The 20658-nt window shown below is 42.6% G+C and carries 25 protein-coding genes, 1 pseudogene and 1 other annotated feature; all 26 genes and pseudogenes read left to right on the top strand.

From position 1 onward, the window contains the following. The first annotated feature begins 24 nt into the window (after window positions 1–24). Entirely contained in the window at window positions 25–1683 is a 1659-nt protein-coding gene (locus tag AC1TO6_RS06890; RefSeq protein WP_482100867.1) for a GspE/PulE family protein, read from the top strand. Window positions 1684–1694: 11 nt separating this feature from the next. Then, window positions 1695–2732, top strand: a complete 1038-nt coding sequence (locus AC1TO6_RS06885; protein WP_482100866.1) for a type IV pilus twitching motility protein PilT — start codon at window positions 1695–1697, stop codon at window positions 2730–2732. A gap of 2 nt (window positions 2733–2734) precedes the next feature. Next, a complete protein-coding gene (locus AC1TO6_RS06880; protein ID WP_482100865.1) occupies window positions 2735–3946 on the top strand; it encodes a type II secretion system F family protein in 1212 nt (403 codons plus the stop codon). A 123-nt stretch (window positions 3947–4069) separates the two neighbouring features. After that, entirely contained in the window at window positions 4070–4501 is a 432-nt protein-coding gene (locus tag AC1TO6_RS06875; RefSeq protein ID WP_482100864.1) for a prepilin-type N-terminal cleavage/methylation domain-containing protein, read from the top strand. Window positions 4502–4535: 34 nt separating this feature from the next. Next, the gene (pilM, locus tag AC1TO6_RS06870; protein ID WP_482100863.1) at window positions 4536–5495 is read left to right on the top strand and encodes a type IV pilus biogenesis protein PilM; all 960 of its coding nucleotides are present in this window, start codon (window positions 4536–4538) and stop codon (window positions 5493–5495) included. Between the two features lie 2 nt (window positions 5496–5497). After that, entirely contained in the window at window positions 5498–6142 is a 645-nt protein-coding gene (locus AC1TO6_RS06865) for a PilN domain-containing protein (RefSeq protein WP_482100862.1), read from the top strand. Then, complete coding sequence (locus tag AC1TO6_RS06860; protein WP_482100861.1) at window positions 6135–6818, top strand: pilus assembly protein PilO; 684 nt, start codon at window positions 6135–6137, stop codon at window positions 6816–6818. Before AC1TO6_RS06865 ends, AC1TO6_RS06860 begins: the two co-directional genes overlap by 8 nt. A gap of 59 nt (window positions 6819–6877) precedes the next feature. Beyond that, window positions 6878–6997 (top strand): annotated as a pseudogene (locus tag AC1TO6_RS06855) (prepilin peptidase); the annotation flags it as partial. A 110-nt stretch (window positions 6998–7107) separates the two neighbouring features. After that, entirely contained in the window at window positions 7108–8700 is a 1593-nt protein-coding gene (locus tag AC1TO6_RS06850) for a histidine kinase N-terminal 7TM domain-containing diguanylate cyclase (protein WP_482100860.1), read from the top strand. 12 nt (window positions 8701–8712) lie between these two features. Next, window positions 8713–9468 (top strand): prepilin peptidase, encoded by a 756-nt coding sequence (locus AC1TO6_RS06845; RefSeq protein WP_482100859.1) that lies wholly within the window; start codon window positions 8713–8715, stop codon window positions 9466–9468. 124 nt (window positions 9469–9592) lie between these two features. After that, the gene (locus AC1TO6_RS06840; protein WP_482100858.1) at window positions 9593–10240 is read left to right on the top strand and encodes a hypothetical protein; all 648 of its coding nucleotides are present in this window, start codon (window positions 9593–9595) and stop codon (window positions 10238–10240) included. A 94-nt stretch (window positions 10241–10334) separates the two neighbouring features. Continuing rightward, window positions 10335–10949 (top strand): Maf family protein, encoded by a 615-nt coding sequence (locus AC1TO6_RS06835; protein WP_482100857.1) that lies wholly within the window; start codon window positions 10335–10337, stop codon window positions 10947–10949. 16 nt (window positions 10950–10965) lie between these two features. Beyond that, a complete protein-coding gene (gene radC / locus AC1TO6_RS06830) occupies window positions 10966–11637 on the top strand; it encodes a RadC family protein (RefSeq protein ID WP_482101010.1) in 672 nt (223 codons plus the stop codon). A gap of 146 nt (window positions 11638–11783) precedes the next feature. Continuing rightward, window positions 11784–12800: a rod shape-determining protein gene (locus AC1TO6_RS06825; protein WP_482100856.1), complete on the top strand. Its 1017-nt coding sequence runs from the start codon at window positions 11784–11786 to the stop codon at window positions 12798–12800. Window positions 12801–12819: 19 nt separating this feature from the next. Continuing rightward, window positions 12820–13710 (top strand): rod shape-determining protein MreC, encoded by an 891-nt coding sequence (gene mreC / locus AC1TO6_RS06820; RefSeq protein WP_482100855.1) that lies wholly within the window; start codon window positions 12820–12822, stop codon window positions 13708–13710. Continuing rightward, window positions 13707–14210 (top strand): rod shape-determining protein MreD, encoded by a 504-nt coding sequence (gene mreD / locus AC1TO6_RS06815; protein ID WP_482100854.1) that lies wholly within the window; start codon window positions 13707–13709, stop codon window positions 14208–14210. Before mreC ends, mreD begins: the two co-directional genes overlap by 4 nt. Window positions 14211–14253: 43 nt before the next feature. Beyond that, a complete protein-coding gene (gene minC, locus AC1TO6_RS06810) occupies window positions 14254–14925 on the top strand; it encodes a septum site-determining protein MinC (RefSeq protein ID WP_482100853.1) in 672 nt (223 codons plus the stop codon). Between the two features lies 1 nt (window position 14926). After that, complete coding sequence (minD, locus tag AC1TO6_RS06805; RefSeq protein WP_482100852.1) at window positions 14927–15724, top strand: septum site-determining protein MinD; 798 nt, start codon at window positions 14927–14929, stop codon at window positions 15722–15724. A 172-nt stretch (window positions 15725–15896) separates the two neighbouring features. Further along, entirely contained in the window at window positions 15897–16448 is a 552-nt protein-coding gene (locus AC1TO6_RS06800; RefSeq protein ID WP_482100851.1) for a hypothetical protein, read from the top strand. Further along, window positions 16445–17056 carry a site-2 protease family protein gene (locus AC1TO6_RS06795; protein ID WP_482100850.1) on the top strand — a complete coding sequence of 204 codons (612 nt, stop codon included), beginning with the start codon at window positions 16445–16447 and terminating at the stop codon, window positions 17054–17056. Before AC1TO6_RS06800 ends, AC1TO6_RS06795 begins: the two co-directional genes overlap by 4 nt. A gap of 42 nt (window positions 17057–17098) precedes the next feature. After that, window positions 17099–17171: a sequence feature (ribosomal protein L21 leader region), on the top strand. 14 nt (window positions 17172–17185) lie between these two features. Continuing rightward, a complete protein-coding gene (rplU, locus tag AC1TO6_RS06790; protein WP_482100849.1) occupies window positions 17186–17494 on the top strand; it encodes a 50S ribosomal protein L21 in 309 nt (102 codons plus the stop codon). A 6-nt stretch (window positions 17495–17500) separates the two neighbouring features. Continuing rightward, a complete protein-coding gene (locus AC1TO6_RS06785; RefSeq protein ID WP_482100848.1) occupies window positions 17501–17830 on the top strand; it encodes a ribosomal-processing cysteine protease Prp in 330 nt (109 codons plus the stop codon). A 15-nt stretch (window positions 17831–17845) separates the two neighbouring features. After that, window positions 17846–18136: a 50S ribosomal protein L27 gene (gene rpmA, locus AC1TO6_RS06780; protein WP_482100847.1), complete on the top strand. Its 291-nt coding sequence runs from the start codon at window positions 17846–17848 to the stop codon at window positions 18134–18136. A 169-nt stretch (window positions 18137–18305) separates the two neighbouring features. Next, a complete protein-coding gene (locus tag AC1TO6_RS06775; protein WP_482100846.1) occupies window positions 18306–18824 on the top strand; it encodes a Spo0B domain-containing protein in 519 nt (172 codons plus the stop codon). Window positions 18825–18835: 11 nt separating this feature from the next. Further along, window positions 18836–20128 (top strand): GTPase ObgE, encoded by a 1293-nt coding sequence (gene obgE / locus AC1TO6_RS06770; protein ID WP_482100845.1) that lies wholly within the window; start codon window positions 18836–18838, stop codon window positions 20126–20128. A 62-nt stretch (window positions 20129–20190) separates the two neighbouring features. Next, entirely contained in the window at window positions 20191–20646 is a 456-nt protein-coding gene (locus AC1TO6_RS06765; RefSeq protein ID WP_482100844.1) for an ACT domain-containing protein, read from the top strand. Window positions 20647–20658: the final 12 nt, after the last annotated feature.

Below are 20658 nucleotides of genomic sequence, written 5' to 3'. Positions count from 1 at the left end.
GTTCGTACGAATGGGGGGGACAGCATGACAACTGCGCGCAAAAGACTTGGTGACTTGCTTGTCGAGTCTGGTCTAATTACAGATCAACAACTGCAAACGACATTGGATGAAAAACCCGGCGATCAGAAACTGGGGGATGCGTTGCTGCAACATGGTTTTATTACCGAGCAGCAACTGATTGAAGTATTGGAGTTTCAGCTTGGAATTCCGCACGTTAATCTATATAGGTATCCGTTTGATCCAAAACTATTTAATGTCGTTCCGAAAGATTTTGCGAAACGAAATTTAATTGTCCCATTGAAAGCGGAAGAAGATAAGCTTTTTGTGGCGATGTCTGATCCAATGGATTACATTACGTTAGATGATTTGCGATTGTCCACGGGTTTTTATATTGAAACGGCGATTGCTTCAAAAGATGATATTATGCGTACAATTTCCAAGTATTATGATGAAGAGTCTTTTGATGAGCTTTTCATGGAACAGACGCCCGAGCAAAGAGAACAGCAAGATGAATTGACGGATTTGGATTCGCCGATTGTTAGGCTTGTAAATCAGCTAATGTCGTCAGCTATTACTCAAAAGGCAAGTGATATCCATTTCGACCCACAGGAACATCAGGTTGCAATCCGTTTCCGAGTAGATGGCATGTTGAAATCAGAACGTTTTTTACCGAAGCATATGCAGGCAATGGTTAGTGCGCGTATTAAAATCATGGCGAATCTCGATATAACGGAGCATCGGATACCACAAGATGGCCGCATTAAGACGAATGTGGATTTCCGTCCGATCGATCTTCGGGTTTCGACGTTACCGACGATTTATGGTGAGAAAATCGTTATGCGTATCCTCGATCTCAGCAGTTCGTTAAACGATTTGACGAAACTTGGCTTCAATCGACTGAATCTAGAACGCTTTCTGAAACAAATTGAAAAACCGAGTGGCATCGTTCTTATATCAGGACCAACCGGATCGGGTAAATCATCGACACTCTATGCGGCGCTCAATAAATTGAACACAGAAGAAGTGAATATCATTACGGTTGAAGATCCAGTCGAGTATCAGCTTGAAGGGGTAAACCAGATACAAGTAAACCCGAACGTCGGATTAACATTCGCCGCTGGACTTAGATCGATATTAAGGCAAGATCCAGATATCGTTATGGTTGGGGAAATTCGTGACCGAGAAACGGTTGAAATAGCGATTCGTGCTTCGTTAACTGGACACTTAGTGCTCAGTACCATTCATACGAATGATTCAATTGCTACAATTACAAGAATGCTAGATATGGGCGTTGAACCGTTTCTTGTGACTTCATCGCTGAATGCGGTGATTGCCCAACGACTGATTCGCCGTGTGTGCCGAGACTGCGGAAAAGAAATGGAAGCGACAAGTCGTGAAGTAGAAATTTTTGCGAAGCGTGGACTTGGAATAGAAAAAGTGATGAGGGGTGCGGGCTGCGGAGTCTGTAATATGACTGGGTATCGTGGGCGAATTGCGATTCATGAAGTACTTGTATTGGACGATCAGATGCGGGATATAATCAATAATGGCGGTTCTTCGGCGAGACTGCGAGAAATTGCAACCCGGAATAAGACAGTGTTTTTATTGGATGATGGTTTGTTGAAGGTAAAACAAGGGATTACGACGACAGAAGAAGTGTTGCGCGTCGCTTTGATTGAATAGGGGGCACTGATATGAAGGAAAAGATAGATGAGTTGTTGAAGATAGCGTTTGAATTTAATGCATCTGACGTCCATCTTACAGTAGGCGTGCCACCGGTATTCAGGGTTCATGGTGATTTAAAGCGGTATGGCGAATTAATGATTGATAATCATTTTACTGAAACGGTTGCACAATTGACGATTCCACATAAGATGTATGCAGATTTTTTGGAACAAGGTCAAATCGATTACTCGTACGATGTGCCGGGAGTTGCTCGGTTTCGTGTCAATGCATTTCAGCAGCGCGGTTCCGTATCGCTCGCTTTCCGAACAATTCCTACGAAAATACCTTCAATTGAAGACCTTCAACTTCCCGATACATTGAAGAAGTTGGCAGAGACTCATCAGGGATTAATTCTAGTGACAGGGCCTACGGGATCAGGTAAATCAACGACACTCGCGGCAATGATTAAATATATGAATGAAACGATGCGAAAACACATCATTACACTGGAAGATCCAATTGAGTATATGCATTCGCACGGGTTGTCTATCATTGATCAGAGAGAGGTCGGCTTCGATACGCAATCATTTACTTCAGGTGTCAGAGCCGCATTGCGACAAGATCCGGATGTCATTCTTGTTGGAGAGATGCGTGACCTGGAAACCATCTCTGCAGCAATAACCGCTGCTGAAACGGGTCATTTAGTACTTGCGACTCTGCATACATGGAGTGCGGCATCTACAATTGACAGGATTATTGACGTATTTCCACACGGGCAACAGTCTCAAATACGCGTGCAACTTGCTGGGGTGCTTACAGCTGTCATTTCGCAGCGCTTACTTCAGACAGCTGACCGAAAAGGGAGAAGGGCAGCAACGGAAGTGATGATCAATAATCCGGCGATCGCCAACCTAATACGTACTGAGAAGGTCCATCAGATTCCATCCATCATTCAAACGAACCGCGCGGCGGGTATGCATATGATGGCATCTTCTGTTCGTACGTTTCTTGACAAAGAGATCATTTCCTATGATACCGCCGTGCCATACCTGGAAGGTGATGAGTAACAATGGCCCGTTTTAAGTATGAAGGCCGCGATGCCAAATCAATTCGTTCGGGTGTAATTGTTGCTGCCGATAAACGTGAAGCGGCTATAAAGCTGAAAAGCCAGGGGATTCGAGTAACGAACATGACTGTCCAGGCTGAAACAGCACTGACAAAAGACATTGTCATTGGGAAACCGGTTAAACGGGAGCATTTGATCATGTTCCTCCGCCAATTTTCAACGCTTCTTCGGGCAGGAGTAACAATCATAGACGCAATTAGAATCCTTGCATTACAAGTAGACTCAAAACCATTCCAAAAGATTCTTATATCGGTGAGTGATGATTTACGGGGAGGCGGTTCCTTATCGGGGGCGTTTCTAAAACATCCAAAAGCATTCGAGCCAATCGTCGTTAATATGGTGCGGGCTGGAGAAATATCGGGGACAATCGATGATTCGCTAGACCGTCTTGCTGACCATTATGAGAAATCACATCAGTTGAGGCAAAAAGTTGTCTCCGCCATGTCTTATCCACTCATCGTAGCGATACTTGCGATCGGAGTTGTTATCTTTTTACTGACGACAATCGTTCCTATGTTTGTGGACATGTTTGCTAGTTTCGGAGGCGAATTACCGTGGCTAACACGTTTCGTTATGAATGCAAGCACATTTGTGACCTCGTTCTGGTACTTGCTCGTTTTATTTGCGGTGATTGTTGTGGGTGGCATTTGGATGATGAAGAACAATAAAGAAGGAAAATTAATACTGGACACATTTCTATTAAGGCTACCGATTTTCGGGGACATCATGAAAAAATCCGTCCTTGCAACAATGACACGGACGTTGAGTTCGTTGTTTGCAAGCTCCGTTCCGATCTTACAGGCGATGTCCATGACAGAAAAGATTGTTGAAAATGAAGTCATTTCGAGAGTGATTGCGAAATCTCGGGAGTCGCTAGAGCGGGGCGGGTCGTTAACAGAACCGATGAACGGTCACTGGGCATTTCCACCTTTAATTCCTCATATGATTGCGATTGGGGAGCAAACAGGGTCGTTGGATGCGATGTTGTCAAAGGTTGCGGATTTCTATGAGAAAGAAGTGGAAGCTGCGACGGATCGATTGAAAGCGTTGATTGAACCATTGATGATTGTTTTATTAGCTGGATTAGTCGGGACTATAGTCCTTGCGATTATGATGCCGATGTTTGAGATGTTTAATAATGTAGATGGAATGTAGGGGTTAATTTGGTGAATTGGTAAAAAAGACATAGTGTTATTGTGATTTACTAGTTTCATATTGTGTTAAATAAGGTATAATTAAGGCGAAGTGAACGAGATGATGCAAAGGGAGGAATTACACATGAAGAAGTTTTTGCAGAAACGATTGAATAATGAAAAAGGGTTGACGCTCGTCGAGTTATTGGCGGTTATTGTTATTTTGGGGATTATTGCGGCGATTGCGATACCGGCGATTGGCGGGGTAATTGACAATTCTAGAGTAAAAGCAATAAAAGCCGATGCTCAAAATATTCTTTCTGCAGGTAATCTGTATTTTGTCGAAAATTCAGATGAAACCAGCGTAACTCTAGAACAATTAGAAACTGGAAAATTCATTGATGATGCAGGTTCATTCGAGGGTGTATCAGGTGTTAAAGTTGATAAGGTAGCAGGAGGAAACACGTTTACGGGGACAGGTATAAACGGTAAAAAACAGTTAGTGATAACTGGTGCGACCATAACGGGCATTACTGCAATTGCTAATAGTGCAGCTACAGATGTTGTTGTACCTTAATTATTAATAATTATATTGCTTAGGAGCTGTTCCAATGCCCATGTCCATATTCAAACGCCGCAAGCGTATCGAATCCATGATAATTGAAGAAGATGCAGTTCGGTTTGTCCGGCTGAAATCCATTGAACCGCTCGTCATTGACATTGCGGAGGAAGTTCTGCTTCCTCCGAATGTTGTTGTCGAGGGGAAAATTGTCGATTCGGAAACACTTGCGACGATTTTGGACGGGGCTGTCGGACAGTGGGGAATCTCCAAACGATCCGTCCAATTCCTCGCCCCGGATCAATTTGTTATTATCCGCAAAGTTTCCTACCCCATGGAAGTCATGACTGACGAACTGAAGGGCTATTTTTTTATTGAAATTGGTTCAACGCTTTATCTGCCGTTCGATGACCCTGTCTTTGATATAGTTCCATACATACCGAACACCGAAACGAACGAAGCGATACTCATTGCGTCAAAAGAAGCCGTTTTAGAACGCTATGAAGCTGTCTTAAAAGAAGTGAAACTCGATCCCGTGAAAGCTGATATTACACCTCTTGCCTTGTATCGGCTTGCCTACAGACAGCACGCGTTCACGGGAAAAGAGCATATTTTGATGGCTGATTTAAAAAATGGTAAATTGACCGTTTCTATTTTCCATGAGCATTACCCACTTTTCATGCGACCTGTCGATTTGGAAAACTCAACGGATTTGTCTGTTGAAAGAGAACTTACTGTTGATACGAGCATCATCACACCGACAACCATCGTGATGGAACTTGAAAAACTCATCAATTTTTACCGCTATAATATGTGGAACGGTACAGCTTCCATCACACAACTTCTTGTAAACGGTGAGTACAGCCGGATGGAAGAGTTACTCTCCACGATCAGAGAACGACTTGCCATCAAAGCAGATTTATTGGTTAAGCAACCTTTGCGGCTGGCGAACGGTGAAGAAATCGCAGTGCGTTTCAACCGGGTCATTGGGTTGGCATTGAAAGAGGTGTAGACATGTTGGTCGATATAAATCTGTTACCTGAAAAAGAGACGGAGCGGTCGCAGCTTCTAGTCGGAGCCCTGGCAATCCTTGGTACAGCTGTTTTAGTGTGGCTCATCGTACTGATGGTGTCGAATAGTCTCGATAAAGAGAGCGCTATGCTTGAAAATCAGCTTGTTGCGCTTCAAGCGAGTCAAGAAGAAATTCGTGCTGAACTTCAACAATCCGAATCGGGCGATGCGAAAAAAGTACTTGCAACTACTGTGGGCTGGGCGGAGGAATATCAGTTTGATACCGTTCCACTGCTCCATGAGCTTATCGATTTATTGCCGAAACGCGGTTTTTTTCAAACGTTTGACTTTACAGGTCCCAATTTGGCGATGGTTACTGTCCAGTTTGACACCAAACCGGATAGTGCTTATTATTACACCCGCTTGAAATCGTCACCGACTGTTTCAGAAATCAATCTGGATTCAGTGATCATTGATGAGGTATCTGATGAAGAAACTGCTGACACTACAGAAGTCCTACCACGTTACCTAGCGACTTATTCCGTTCAGTTCGTTGATAATCGCATTGTGGCTGAAGGGACAGCTGAAACAACTGAAGGGCTTGAGGAAGAGCCGATTACGGATGAGGGGGATGAATCAAATGACTAATTTGACCAAACGTCAAAAAGAGATGGCATTGGTCGTCCTATCCGTAATCCTCTTCCTTTCACTAAGTGCTTATTCCTATTTCATAGTCTATGCACCTGCAAAAGAAACCAATGATCAAGTAAAGTTGACGACATCCAATGAACGGGATGTGTTATTTGCACTTCAAAAGCAGTCTGCCTCGAAAGGTCAGACGGATACCGCCAGTTCTCAGCCATTGCAACGTAAAGTGCCTACGAAGCCATTGGAAGATGCTGTCGTCCTTCAAATCGGCAAAGCAGAAACAAAGTCAGGTACTTCAGTACAAGGAATAACGTTTACGCAAGGAGAATTCGTTATTGAGAATCCACCTGAACTGGTTGAAAATGTTAGCCAACTGTTAACTGAAGTTGTTCTTCAATCGGACTCATACATAGGAATCGAAAAGTTTGTCGATGAAATTGAGAAAATGGATCGTATTTTCATCATAGATATAATTAACTTCAATGTACCAGAGGAGATTCGCAATGAAGTAATAGAAAAAGAGTTTATTGAAATGACGGTGTCGTTTTCCGCTTTTTATCGTCCCGATTTGATAGATTTACAAATCGAGGCACCAAAAACGAATGCGCCGCCACCAAGTGAAAAAATAGATCCGACACCTTTTAATGATGGAACGGAAGCAGCGGAACCTGAATGAGTATCCTATATACAATCCTGTTCTTTGTCTAGGGCATCGTCTAAAGCTCATTTTTTAACGTAATGGGTCTAAGAGCTCCTAGAAAACAATCAATTGTGTCATCGACTTCCTATAGCACTACGTGTAACCGCGAACTGGGGTTTCTTGACCTTTTACCGGTTTTTTCTCTTCTAGGATAGAAGCATAATTTTAAGTAGTTGGTGTGGGCACTGCGAAGTAGCACAACAGTCTGGGGGAAATCGAAACGATTTCTCCTTTTAGGTTTTCTAAGCTGAAAGAGGTGGAGCAATTGCCTACTCAACAACTCGTTATCTATCTATTAGTGTATATGGTTCCTGCCTTTATCATTTTTGGAATAGGCTGTATGGTGTTAGCACAAAGCCCTCGACGATTGGAACATAAGTTAATGGTGGCATTTAGTTTTACTTATTGTCTGCTGTATCTTGAAGAATTTATTCGTCATTTATTACCATTGTCTTCTAGTGTTTGGATGGTTGGTATGTTTTTTTACCAAATTAGGTTATTGACTACCACTATTTTATTCCACTTTTTTATACATACGACGAAAATGTACGAGCGTTATCGCATTCCATTCTACCCATATCTTTTTTACGTTCCTGTCGCAATCATCGTTATTTTAACGTTGATGAATGTCGATGTCGCGGGTACTACTGAATTTATCCAAACTGGCATTTGGTACTCACCGATTTTTAGTGAAACCTATTATATGAAACTGATCCTTTCAATTGTAATAATTGTTCTTATGATAGTCACTTTATGGAATGGGATGAACCACGCGACTTCGTTCAGAAAACGTAAATCCATTCAGTTTTTACTGGTTGGAATGATAAGTATGCTCATTTTGACAGTGATTTTGGGTTATCCGAATTATGGTAGATTCTTACCCCCGCATACTTATCTACTATCTGGTATTGTGTTTTCCGTTTTCCTATCTATTTCCGTTTTACGTTTTCAGTTACTACCTTCCGTCTCGAGAAGATATAAAGAATTGTTCAACATAAGTCCGGTATCCATCATCATTACGAATCATCAGTGGGAAGTATTGGAGTTCAATGACAATGCGGCTATTGAGCTTGGTTCTCAAATTAAAGAAGGTTTCATTTTAATCGATTATTTTAGAGCGACAGCGAATAAACAGCAACTTCTTCGACTCAGCGAGCAGTTGGAAAAAGAAGTGACAGTCAGAGATTACTCAATTAAAATTATGAACAAAGCCGAGGATAAATACCTCTATTTTTCGCTTGATGCATCGATTGTGAGAGTGGATGAGGATGTCTTTTATTATTTAATTTGGCGTAATGTGACCGAGGAATTGGAAAGTAAGCAGCTGGTTCAGCACTTAGCCTATCATGATGCACTAACTAATATTTCCAACCGAGCGTATTTTGTTACTGAAGTAAAGGAAAGATTAAAATCCTTGCCCGTTCAGTCAACGAATGGGACGGCGGTTGTGCTCATTGATTTAAATCGATTCAAAGTGATCAATGATACATATGGACATGTCATCGGCGATCAAGTGTTAAAGCATACAGCATTCATTTTGATGAAAACAACACGGGAAAGTGACATTGTCGCACGTTTTGGTGGTGATGAGTTCGTCATTTTCCTGGAGGAATACCCTACGAGTCAAGCGGTGGATGATTGGGTAGAAGTTTTACGGGAGGAATTCGCAGCCAATCCGTTTGTTGGAAATGATTTGGTGTTGGAAATCGAGCCAAGTATCGGAGTTGCTTTTTATTCAATTGAGGCTAGTCAATTCGATGAACTATTTCAATTGGCTGATGTAAGAATGTATGAAGATAAGGAAAAATCTAGAAGGGCGCGAAGGATGTCCCGAATAGACCCAGTAGATAAACGGTAGAAGGAGAATTGCATGGGAATTGTAATTGGTATTTTCTTTTTCCTATACGGTATTGTATTAGGATCATTTTTCAATGTTGTTGGATTACGTGTGCCAAAAAAGGAGTCGATTGTTTCGCCTCCTTCACATTGCACCGTCTGTAATCGGAAATTAGGTGTTCTGGATCTTATTCCAGTCTTTTCTTATCTATTTCTAAAAGGGAAATGTAGCGGATGCGGTACGAAAATCAGCCCGATTTATCCAATCATAGAGCTGGTGACTGGGATTTTATTTGTGTTAAGTTACGCAATGCTCGGATTTAGTGGTGAATTAATCATCGCCATTTTGTTCATGTCGCTTCTTGTCATTATTACGGTATCGGACATCGCCTATATGCTCATCCCCGATAAGGTGGTGTTGCCATTCGCTGTCGTATTCTTTGGGGCTCGGCTGTTCATTCCTTTAGAGCCGTGGTGGGATAGCTTGTTAGGAGCGCTAGTGGGCTTCGGAGTCCTCTATCTTATCGCGGTTGTGTCGAAAGGGGGTATGGGTGGTGGAGATATCAAGTTATTCTTCGTTCTTGGTCTCGTTCTCGGTACGGTAAATACACTTGTGACGCTATTTCTCGCTGCCCTTATTGGTTCTATCGTTGGAATTATACTTTTAAAGATAACTGGAAAAGGACGAAAGACACCTATTCCATTTGGACCTTCGATTGCGATCGCGGCAATCATCTCCTATTTCTGGGGAGCCGATTTTGTCAATTGGTATGGAAGTCTGTTTAGTTAAGTCGATAAGTTTATTGGAGCAAGGCGACAAGCGTCTTGTTCTTTTTCACGTCCATTCTGATACCGTTGTATTAAAAGGGTAAGCGCCAAGTCGTTTACGCTAGATGGAAACGGGGTGGTCAGCAATGAAATTCGGTAAACGCTATTCGAAAGTGACAATTTTTATGGCGATGATTCACGGCGTTCTCATAGGTGTTGTAGCTGTTGCGGTAATTGGTTTACTTCTAATGGGGACTAAAGGAAAGGATGTCAGCAACGCGCTAGAAAAAGAAGTACCTGCATCCGGTCCTGCGCCTGTTGAAAATTCCGCGTCACCTTCCGAAAAGCCGTTGCAATTATTCGCAAAGCAGCATGGCGCTTTCTCTTCAGCAGAGTCCGCGAACCTCTTTATGGCAGAAGACCCGGCACTCTCTAAAGCAGTGGTTATCAAAGGGAGCGATACTTTTTTCGTCTGGACGGCGGTCGGATTGACGGAAGATGAAATCGATTCAAATGCAGCTGAAGGCACGTTCAAGAAAGCTTTTACGGCGGAGACATCAGCTTGCGGTGCCATTGGAGCGGGTAAATTACGCGAAGTTCTTACACAAACAGAAATGGCCAAAATTAAAAGTTTGGAGGAAGGGCAAGGCGATGGAAATCAGGACACAAAAACAAAAGACTTTTATAAGAAAATAACCGCTATTACAACGTTTACGAATGATTTACGCATTATGAGACTCCACCTTCTTTCTGAATATACGCAGGCAAACAAGTGTGTCAAAATTACATTTTAATGGCCGAAATGAACCCGAATTTAAGTTATGAGGATTATAAGAAAATTTTCAGATCTCTATAATTCCCGTATGATTGACAAAAGGGGGAAAAAAGATGAGATTTGAATCTGTTAAGCCAGTCATTCTAGCTTCAGCATCACCGCGCAGGAAGGAAATCCTTGAATTGCTTGGCTTTCCTTTCACAATAATACCTAGCAATGTTTCTGAAGATCTGGAACTGGAAAACAGTGACTTTCAGGAATATGCACAAAAGCTTGCGTCAAAGAAAGCATGGGCTATTGCTGATCATGAACCCGATTCCATTGTTATCGGGGCGGATACAATTGTTGTGCATGAAGGAAAGGTCTATCCGAAGCCTGAGAGTAAAGAGCAGGCGAAAGCATTTTTAGAAGCGTTTTCCGGTAATACGCATACAGTTATCACGGGTGTCGGTTTATGTATGGATGGTGCTATCCGGACGTTCGCTGTTGAGACGAAAGTTACTTTTCGGGAACTCGATAATCCATTGATTGATGCTTATGTAGAATCAGGTGATCCAATGGACAAGGCTGGTGGATACGGCATCCAAACCGCTGGAGCTTTGCTCGTCGAAAAAATTGAAGGCGATTACTATAATGTGATGGGTTTACCCATTTCAAAATTGACGGAAACGATGCGGAAGTTTGCTTTAATCGCTTTAAAGGATGGTGACCTATCCAGTGACAATTGATCTGGAACCAAAAATGATGATTCGAGATGTACACATTGCGGACAGGCCACGTGAACGTCTAATCAGACAAGGTGCTGAAAGTTTATCCAACCAAGAGCTGATTGCAATTCTACTCCGTACGGGAACTAAGGAAGAATCTGTCTTGGTTCTTGCAAATAGAATCCTCTCCTCATTCGATAAAATCCAAGACTTGAAATACGCAACAATTGAAGAAATGATGCAAGTGAAAGGGGTCGGCCAAGCAAAGGCCGTCCAGCTTCTTGCTGCAGCGGAAATTGGTAAGCGTCTATACCGCAAGCATTCAGAGGGACGCTACACAATAACTTCACCAGAAGACGCAGCTGCTTATTTAATGACAGATATGTCTTCGCTCAACCAAGAGCATTTCGTAGTGCTTTTTTTAAATGTCAAAAATGAAGTCCTTCATAAGCAAACTATATTCATAGGAAGCTTGAATTCTTCGATAGTACATCCACGCGAAATATTTCGTGAAGCCGTAAAACGTTCTGCTGCCTCGATAATTGTGGCACATAATCATCCAAGTGGTAACCCTTCGCCCTCTCCAGAAGACATCGAAGTGACCAAGAGATTAATAGAGGCAGGCTCCATTATGGGCATAGAAATGCTCGATCACGTCATCATCGGAGACCACCAGTTTTTAAGTTTAAAAGAGAAGGGGTATATGTGAATATATTCTGAAATTATCGGTCGAATGGCACGATATTCAAATGAGGATACATGTTACGCTGTGAATTTGTTCTTCTATCCGTTATACTATGGTGTATGATTTCATGAATGCCGTAATACACGGTTTAGCAGAAAGGAAGAACACAATTGTTTGGATTTGGATCAAGAGATGTCGGGATTGACCTCGGCACAGCAAATACATTAGTTTTCATTAAAGGAAAAGGTATTGTCCTTAGAGAGCCTTCAGTAGTAGCGAAAAATACACATACAGGTGAAATTGTCGCAGTCGGTAGCGCCGCAAGAAACATGATCGGTCGTACGCCTGGATCTATCGTGGCAACGCGTCCTATGAAAGACGGCGTCATCGCTGATTTTGAAATAACGACAGCGATGATTGAACATTATATGAAAGAAGCAACGAAGACAGCAGGCGGAGCATGGAAGAAGCCTAATGTCCTAATTTGTGTGCCTTACGGGATTACTTCCGTTGAACAACGCGCAGTTATAGATGCTTCACGTCAAGCTGGTGCAAAAGAAGCATTCACAATTGAAGAACCATTTGCAGCTGCAATCGGTGCAAATCTTCCGGTTTGGGAACCTACTGGTAGTATGGTCGTCGATATAGGTGGCGGAACAACTGAAGTCGCTGTAATTTCTCTTGGCGGCATCGTAACGAGCGAATCAATTCGTGTCGGTGGCGACACTATGGATGGCGCGATCATTAGCTATATTCGCAAAACATATAATCTTACAATCGGTGAACGTACTGCGGAAGCCATTAAAATTGAAATCGGCTCTGCAAAAGTAACAGAAGAAACACAAAAGATGGAAATACGCGGACGTGACCTACTGACGGGTCTTCCGAAAACGATTGATATCTCTTCAGATGAAATCGCAGAAGCACTGCGTGAATCAATTTCACAAATCATTGATGGTGTGAAGAAAACGCTTGAAACGACGCCTCCAGAATTATCTTCCGATGTTATGGAACGTGGAATTGTCTTAACAGGTGGTGGTGCGTTGCTTCAGAATCTGGATAAAGTCATTTCTGATGAAACACAAATGCCTGTATTCATAGCTGAAGATCCACTTGATTGTGTTGCTATTGGTACTGGCAAAGCACTCGATAATTTTGAACTGATCAAAAAAATGCAAGGAAGATAAGTGAGGGAGGACATCGGCAATGCCGCGATTTTTTTCAAATAAACGATTGATTTTATTGCTCGTGGGCATTATCGTCCTAGTTGCATTAATTTCATTCTCCCTCAAAGACCGGCAGAACGCCTCCCTTCCAGAACAAGTTGTGAAAGACGTCGTCGGTTTTGGGCAATCTTTATTCTCCAAACCGGCGCACTACATAACGAACGTAATTGGGAATATTGATGGGATTTTGAATACATATGAAGAAAACAAGCATTTAAAAGTTAGATTGAGTGAATACGCTTCTGAACAAGCAGGTCTTATGGATATTAAGACTGAAAACAAACGCCTGCTCGATATTATTGATCAAAAAGATGATTTGCATGACTTTGAATCGATACATGCAACAGTCATTTCCCGGAATCCTGATCAGTGGGAAGAAAAAATTATCATTGATAAAGGCGAAAGAAACGGCATTGAAAAGAATATGGCTGTCATTACAGCTGACGGTCTAATCGGCAAAGTTATTCTAGTAACAGATTTCACTTCAACGGTGGAACTATTGTCGACAGAAAATCGCAATTTTCGTGTTGCTGCTGTCATTTCAGGCGAAAGTATTTTTGGACTTATCGAAGGGTATGACCGGGAACGAAGTGAACTTATCATGAAACGAATTGACTCGAGTATTGAAGTTAAAATCGGACAAAAAGTCATCTCCTCAGGACTTGGCGGTATTTTTCCGAAAGGTCTTTTAATTGGGGAAGTTACGGAAGTATCGACAGATGATTATGGATTAACGAAGTTGGCATATATCCGACCTGCGGCAGACTTTTCAATGTTGGATCACGTAATCATTGCGAAGCGTTCTTCAATTACGGTTGAGGGAACGGATGGCGATGGCACTGCAGATATTGAGGGGGAGGAAGGATCATGATCCGGTCCGTCATCCCTCTAATTGCCGTGCTGTTGTTTTTTCTTGAGCCTGTATTTACGCTGTTTTCCCCAGTTGAAATTGGAGGCGAAACATACACGCTTGTCCCGCGATTTGTCATCGTTTATCTAGTCTTTATAGCAGTCTATTACGGCCGTAAGCGTGGGCTGATTTACGGATTTGTACTTGGACTCTTGTATGATATGTACCATATTGATATTATTGGACTATACGCATTTTTATATCCATTAATTTGTTACATCGCAAGCTTGATTATTCGTCAAATCCACCGTCATATTGTTACGGTGATGTTCCTCTCTTTATTCCTAATTATGATTCTCGAACTATTATCATACTTTTATGCCAGTCTACTTTCACTAACAACTATTGGACTGGATGAATTCATATCAGGCAGGCTTATACCGACAATTATCGCTAATTCATTTTTCGTTGGTATGTTTGGTTGGTTATTCAAAAACCTTATTTACAAAAGGGTAGTTTAGCTACGTGGCGAAACTTTGTAAAAGAAAATGCGGGGTGACGCAATTGACGAAACAGCAATATGTAACGATAAAAGGGACAAAAGACGGTCTTGTTCTTCGGCTAGACGACAAATGTGCTTATTCGGACATGATTGCCGAGCTCCGTAGAAAAGTAGATGAAGACGGATTGGAAGGGCTTGCTGAAGTTCAGGTCCATACAGGCAGGCGCTATTGCGATGAAGAAGAATTGAAAGAAATCATGAACACCATTCATGGCTCACCGAATTTACGTGTATCGAAAATCCAAAGTGATGTTATTACGATGGATGAATGTAACAGAAAAGTGCTTGAAAACCAATCCGAAACCTATGTCGGCATTGTACGGTCAGGTCAGGTCGTTACAGCTGAAGGGGATTTAGTTGTCATTGGTGATGTGAATCCCAATGGTCGAGTTGTTGCTGCTGGCAGTATTTATATTCTAGGCAGGTTGAAAGGAATCGCTCACGCAGGTTCAACTGGCAATTCAAATGCTGTCATCGCGGCATCATGGCTCGAGGCGACGCATCTCATGATTGCGGACAAAATGGAAACGATGACTGATGAATTGACGATATTGTCGGAACAGCCCGAAATGGAATGTGCTTATTTGCATCCGAACGGCTTCATCGCCATTGATCGTCTGCAGGAACTCCGAATTCTTCGGCCTGGTCTGTCATCATTCAAAGGAGGAAGCTAGTGTGGGAGAAGCAATCGTAATAACATCTGGTAAAGGCGGCGTCGGTAAAACGACCACATCGGCAAACCTTGGAACCGCATTGGCCCTTCAAGGAAAAAAAGTATGTCTCATTGACACCGACATCGGTCTCCGAAACCTTGACGTCATTCTTGGCCTTGAAAATCGTATAATCTATGATCTTGTGGATGTCATCGAAGGCCGTTGTAAAGTACAACAGGCACTTGTGAAAGACAAACGCTTTGAAAACGGACTCTTTTTATTACCGGCTGCACAGACTGTTGATAAAAACGCGGTCAACCCCGAACAGATGAAAACATTAATCACCGAACTAAAACGAGATTATGATTATATATTAATAGATTGCCCGGCTGGGATTGAACAAGGGTTCAAAAATGCCATCGCCGGTGCAGACCGTGCTATCGTCGTAACAACCCCTGAAATCTCAGCTGTACGGGACGCTGATCGTATCATCGGCCTGCTTGAGCAGGAGGACATCGAACCCCCGAAACTAATCATCAATCGTATCAAAAGACATCTTATGAACAACGGAGATGCGCTTGACGTCAATGATATTACGACACACTTGTCGATTGATTTGCTCGGTATTATCTTAGATGACGAAAGTGTTATCTCCTCTTCGAACAAAGGAGAACCTGTCGTGATGGATCCATCGAACCCGGCCTCCGTCGGCTATCGCAACATTGCACGCCGTATTCTCGGAGAATCTGTTCCGCTCATGTCAATCGACACCGGAAAACCTGGATTCTTTGGAAAACTGAAAGCTCTATTTTCAAAATAACACATGAAACCCCCAACACGCTTTGAGTGTCGGGGGTTTCATGTGTTATTAAGGTTAATTATGAGGGGTGCTGTGGTCACATATATTTACCTGAAATCATGGAATTCTTACCACACCCAAAATATTCACAGCGCAGGCGTCATATACTAAAAAAAACGGGTGGTGTGACCTTTTGAAATGGAAAACGAAATGGATGGTAGCAATTGTCCTGACGCTAGGCGTTTTGGGTGTGGCGAAGCTTGAAGATACTGGTGTTATCAAACAACCTGTAACGCAATTTGTCACGTCAGGGAAAGATTTTGTGGCGATGAAGAAATGGGTGGCAACGATCATTAAAGATTCGGGGCCAGACAAAATTGCAGTTATGGGAGATCCGCAACAGCTAGACCCTTTATCTGCTTACGAATCAATGCAGCCCTATAAAGATGGAGTGATTGTGTCCTATACACAACCAATGGCGATTGACGCAATTGATAATGGACTTGTCATATTCACTGGCTTCACCCGCGAATCAGGTAAGACCGTCACAGTGCTGTATGAAGGCGGAGATGAAGTGACGTATGGGTTCGTCGGGGAATTTTATAAACTGCCGTATACTGCCGTGAAAAAAGGGGACACGCTGGCTCTGATGGATGAGGGTGCAATTTACCTTAAGGTGAAGCAAGATGGTGTGAGAATCGAAGCTTCCCTCTTACCTGCATATCTTTCGGGCGGGAAAAAATGAAACTCAGGCTTCATCCAGTTCTCCTGCCTTTTTTCTTGTTTTTAATAATAACAGGTAATATTTCCGTATATGCAATTATCTTTATATCACTGCTTATTCATGAGGCGGGGCATCTGGTCGCGGCGTATTTTACAGGCATGCGAATTCGATCTTGTACGATCATGCCTTATGGCGGTGAGATCGTTTTCTTGAACCGTCATGAAGCTTCTAAAAATGATCGTATTATCGTCGCGCTCAGTGGTCCACTCGCAACTCTGGTAGTTTTTTTAGTGGCTATATGGATTCCGTTTCCCGGTGACGACCTGGTCATACAGGTTCAGGTAGCACTTCTTTTACTCAATTTACTTCCTGTTCTTCCTCTTGACGGTGGACAGGCAATCTGCGCACTGCTTGAGACTGAAGGATCAATTTATCGTACTAGGTCAATCTTTCTTCTACATTCCATTCTATTCATTTCCGCGGGAATCATCCTGTTAACTTCAGGATTACCTAAAACGTTACCTTACATTCTTCTCGCGCTATTTCTTCTAATTCAGAACATCTCCGTTTTTCGTTTCCGAAAATATGAAAAAGCATTTGCAGAAATTAAATTAAATAGATTGACATAAAAAAATATACGTGGTAATATTCAAATGTTAATGTTTGTAGCACCCGTGCTACAACCGCACTGATAAGGTACAAGTATCCGTAGGATCACCTTTGAAGGCGAGTCTGTATTTATAAGAGGAGGTGCAAGTATGTACGCAATTATTGAAACTGGTGGAAAACAAATTAAAGTTGAAAAAGGCCAGGAAATCTACATTGAAAAAGTAGCTGGTGAAGCTGACGAAGTCGTCACTTTCGACAAAGTTCTTTTCGTAGGTGGAGAAGACGTGAAAGTAGGCATTCCATTCGTGGAAGGTGCTACAGTTACAGGAACTGTTGTTAAACAGGGCCGTGCTAAAAAAATCACTGTTTTCAAATACAAGAAAAGAAAGAACTACCACAGAAAACAAGGTCATCGTCAGCCATACACGAAAATCGTCATTGACGGTATCAACCTGTAAGCCGGCATGATCAAAATCATCATAAACAAGAACCAATCTACTGGTCGTATAAACTCTTTTGAGATGACGGGCCACGCTGATTTCGCGGAACATGGAAAAGACCTTGTCTGTGCGGGAGCATCTGCAGTATCGTTTGGTGCTGTTAATGCCATCATTGCACTAACAGGCAATACCCCTGAGATTCTACAAGGATCGGACGGCGGTTATTTGAAAGTCATTTTTCCGGAAAGTGAAAAAAACGATCACGATACACAGTTGATTGTAAAGGCGATGATTGTTTCATTGCAGACGATTGAGAATGACTATGGGCAACATATAAAAATTATCCTTAAATAGTAGGAGGTGGCATACATGCTACGTTTAGATCTCCAGTTTTTCGCATCGAAAAAAGGGGTAGGTTCTACACGGAACGGTCGTGACTCTCACTCGAAACGTCTTGGCGCAAAACGCGCGGACGGACAGTTTGTTTCTGGCGGCTCAATCCTTTATCGTCAGCGCGGAACGAAAATTCATCCAGGTGAAAACGTCGGTCGCGGTGGTGACGATACTCTTTTCGCAAAAGTTGACGGCGTCGTTCGTTTCGAACGTTATGGTCGTGACAAAAAGAAAGTTAGCGTATACCCTGAAGTTCAGGAAGCATAATATACGTACGACAGAAAGGACTGCATACAAATGTGCAGTCCTTTTTCTCTTTTCAAACGCTAAAAAAGTGTTCATCTCTAATGCCTGTTGCGTATAAGCGAACGCCTAGCGCATTTCTAGGTAACAGATGCTATACTATATACATGAAAATTGTTGGCGGTGAATGAAAATGGGGAACAAAGAGCTAACCACGGCGCAAGCGCTAAAATTTGCAAGACATGATTTTTTAAATGAACTCCAATTAATCTTGCTCTATATCGACCTCGATAAACTACCCGAAGCAAGACAGAAAATTATGGATACAACAGAACAGATGCGTCAGATAGCGATGTTGGAAAGGCTTGGAATGCCTGCTGTTGAAAGGTGGCTAGCTGAATTCAATTGGCTCTACGTTTCCTATTCCACTACATTGACGTCCACCATTATTTCTGGCAAACGTGAAGCAGAGGATGAATCAGTTGTAGCCTATTTGGAAAACGTATTCAGTGTAGGAGAGAAAACACTGGACCCGACCTCCGAGTATAAGACGGAAATTAATGTCCAAGCCAATTTAACAAGCTGGTCAATTACAATCAATGTCCAGGGGAATATGGAACACAAAGTTCCAGCACCAAAAGCGACTGGAAACTTTACTGTTCACGAAACACTTTTACACAATCAATGGACGTTCACAATCAGTGGACAATAGGAGGAAAATACATGTTTGTCGATCACGTTAAGATTTATGTTAAAGGCGGTGACGGTGGTGATGGAATGGTTGCCTTTCGTCGCGAGAAATACATCGCCTATGGTGGACCCGCAGGTGGTGATGGAGGAAAAGGGGCTAACGTCGTTTTCATCGTAGATGAAGGATTGCGTACACTGATGGATTTCCGTTACCAACGTCATTTCAAGGCGCCACGCGGTGAGCATGGTGGTAGTAAAAACATGCATGGCAAAAATGCAGAAGACATAGTTGTCAAAGTTCCGCCTGGCACGATTGTGACGGATGCTGAAGACGGTACAATTATCGCTGACCTTGTTGAACATGGCCAGACAGCAGTCATTGCTAAAGGTGGTCGTGGAGGACGCGGTAACAGCCGATTTGCTACATCTTCAAATCCTGCACCAGAACTGTCTGAAAAAGGAGAACCTGGTGTCAATCGCGAGATTAATCTAGAGCTGAAAGTTCTTGCGGACGCGGGTCTTGTTGGGTTCCCGAGTGTAGGGAAATCGACGTTATTGTCTGTCGTTTCAGCGGCGAAACCTAAAATTGCGGATTATCATTTTACTACACTTGTTCCGAATTTAGGAATGGTTGAAACAGATGATCACCGTGGATTCGTATTGGCTGATCTTCCGGGCTTAATTGAGGGGGCACACCAAGGTGTTGGTCTAGGTCATCAGTTCCTTCGTCATATTGAACGGACACGAGTTATTATCCATGTTATCGATATGTCCGGGCTTGAAGGACGCGACCCATATGAGGACTTCTTAACAATCAATGAAGAACTAGAGCAGTATAACTTGCGATTAACAGAACGCCCACAAATTATTGTTGCAAATAAAATGGACATGCCTGAATCGGAAGATAATCTCAAAGCATTCAAGCAAAAATTGAACGATGAAGATGCAATGATTTTCCCGATTTCTGCACTCACTCGAAGCGGTCTTGACGAACTTCTTCATGCTGTTGTCGATTTACTTGAAGTTACTTCAGAATTCCCGATGCATGAAATTGAAGATGAAGATAAAGAAACTTCTGTTCTTTATAAACATGAAGCGGAAGCACCTGAGTTTGAAATTTCACGTGATGACGATGGAGCATTCATCTTGTCTGGTTATACAATTGAACGTCTGTTTGTAATGACGGACTTTAACTTTGACCAATCGGTCCGTAAATTCTCAAGACAATTGCGTGGAATGGGTGTAGATGATGCACTTCGTGAACGCGGTGCGAAAGACGGAGATACCGTACGACTTCTTGATTTTGAATTTGAATTCATGGATTAACTACTTGGTTTATGATTCGATGCAATTACAAAATGTGTGGTGCACACGGAGGGGGACATCCTATGAAGCGGTTGGGGGAAGGTCAGTTTTACCTTGTACGGGAAGACGTACTGACAGAATCGATGCTGAAAATGCTTGAAGCGAAAAGGCTTTTGGCAAGCGGAGAGGAATCAACGATACAAGATGCTACAAAAAAGGTAGGCCTGTCCCGAAGTGCATTTTACAAATACCGTGATACTGTGTACCCGTTTGAATCAATTGCACGCGAGCGTATCCTGACGATTTTCATTCAGCTCGAAGATCGGAAGGGGTCGCTTTCGACATTATTGCAAATTGTCTCGGAGGCGAAATGTAACGTCTTGACAATTCACCAGACAATACCGGTCCAGGCTCGGGCTAATATTACCTTGTCGCTGGACGTGACAGAAATGACTATAAAAATGGAAGAGTTCCTGCAACGGTTGAAATCACCTGACTTTGTTGATTCAGTTATTTTAATCAGTTCAGGTGCACTCTGATGGGGGAATCAT

Source organism: Sporosarcina sp. Y352 (assembly GCF_056786535.1).
Note: the sequence above shows the minus strand (reverse complement) of the source record. Positions and strands in the feature narration are given on the sequence as shown.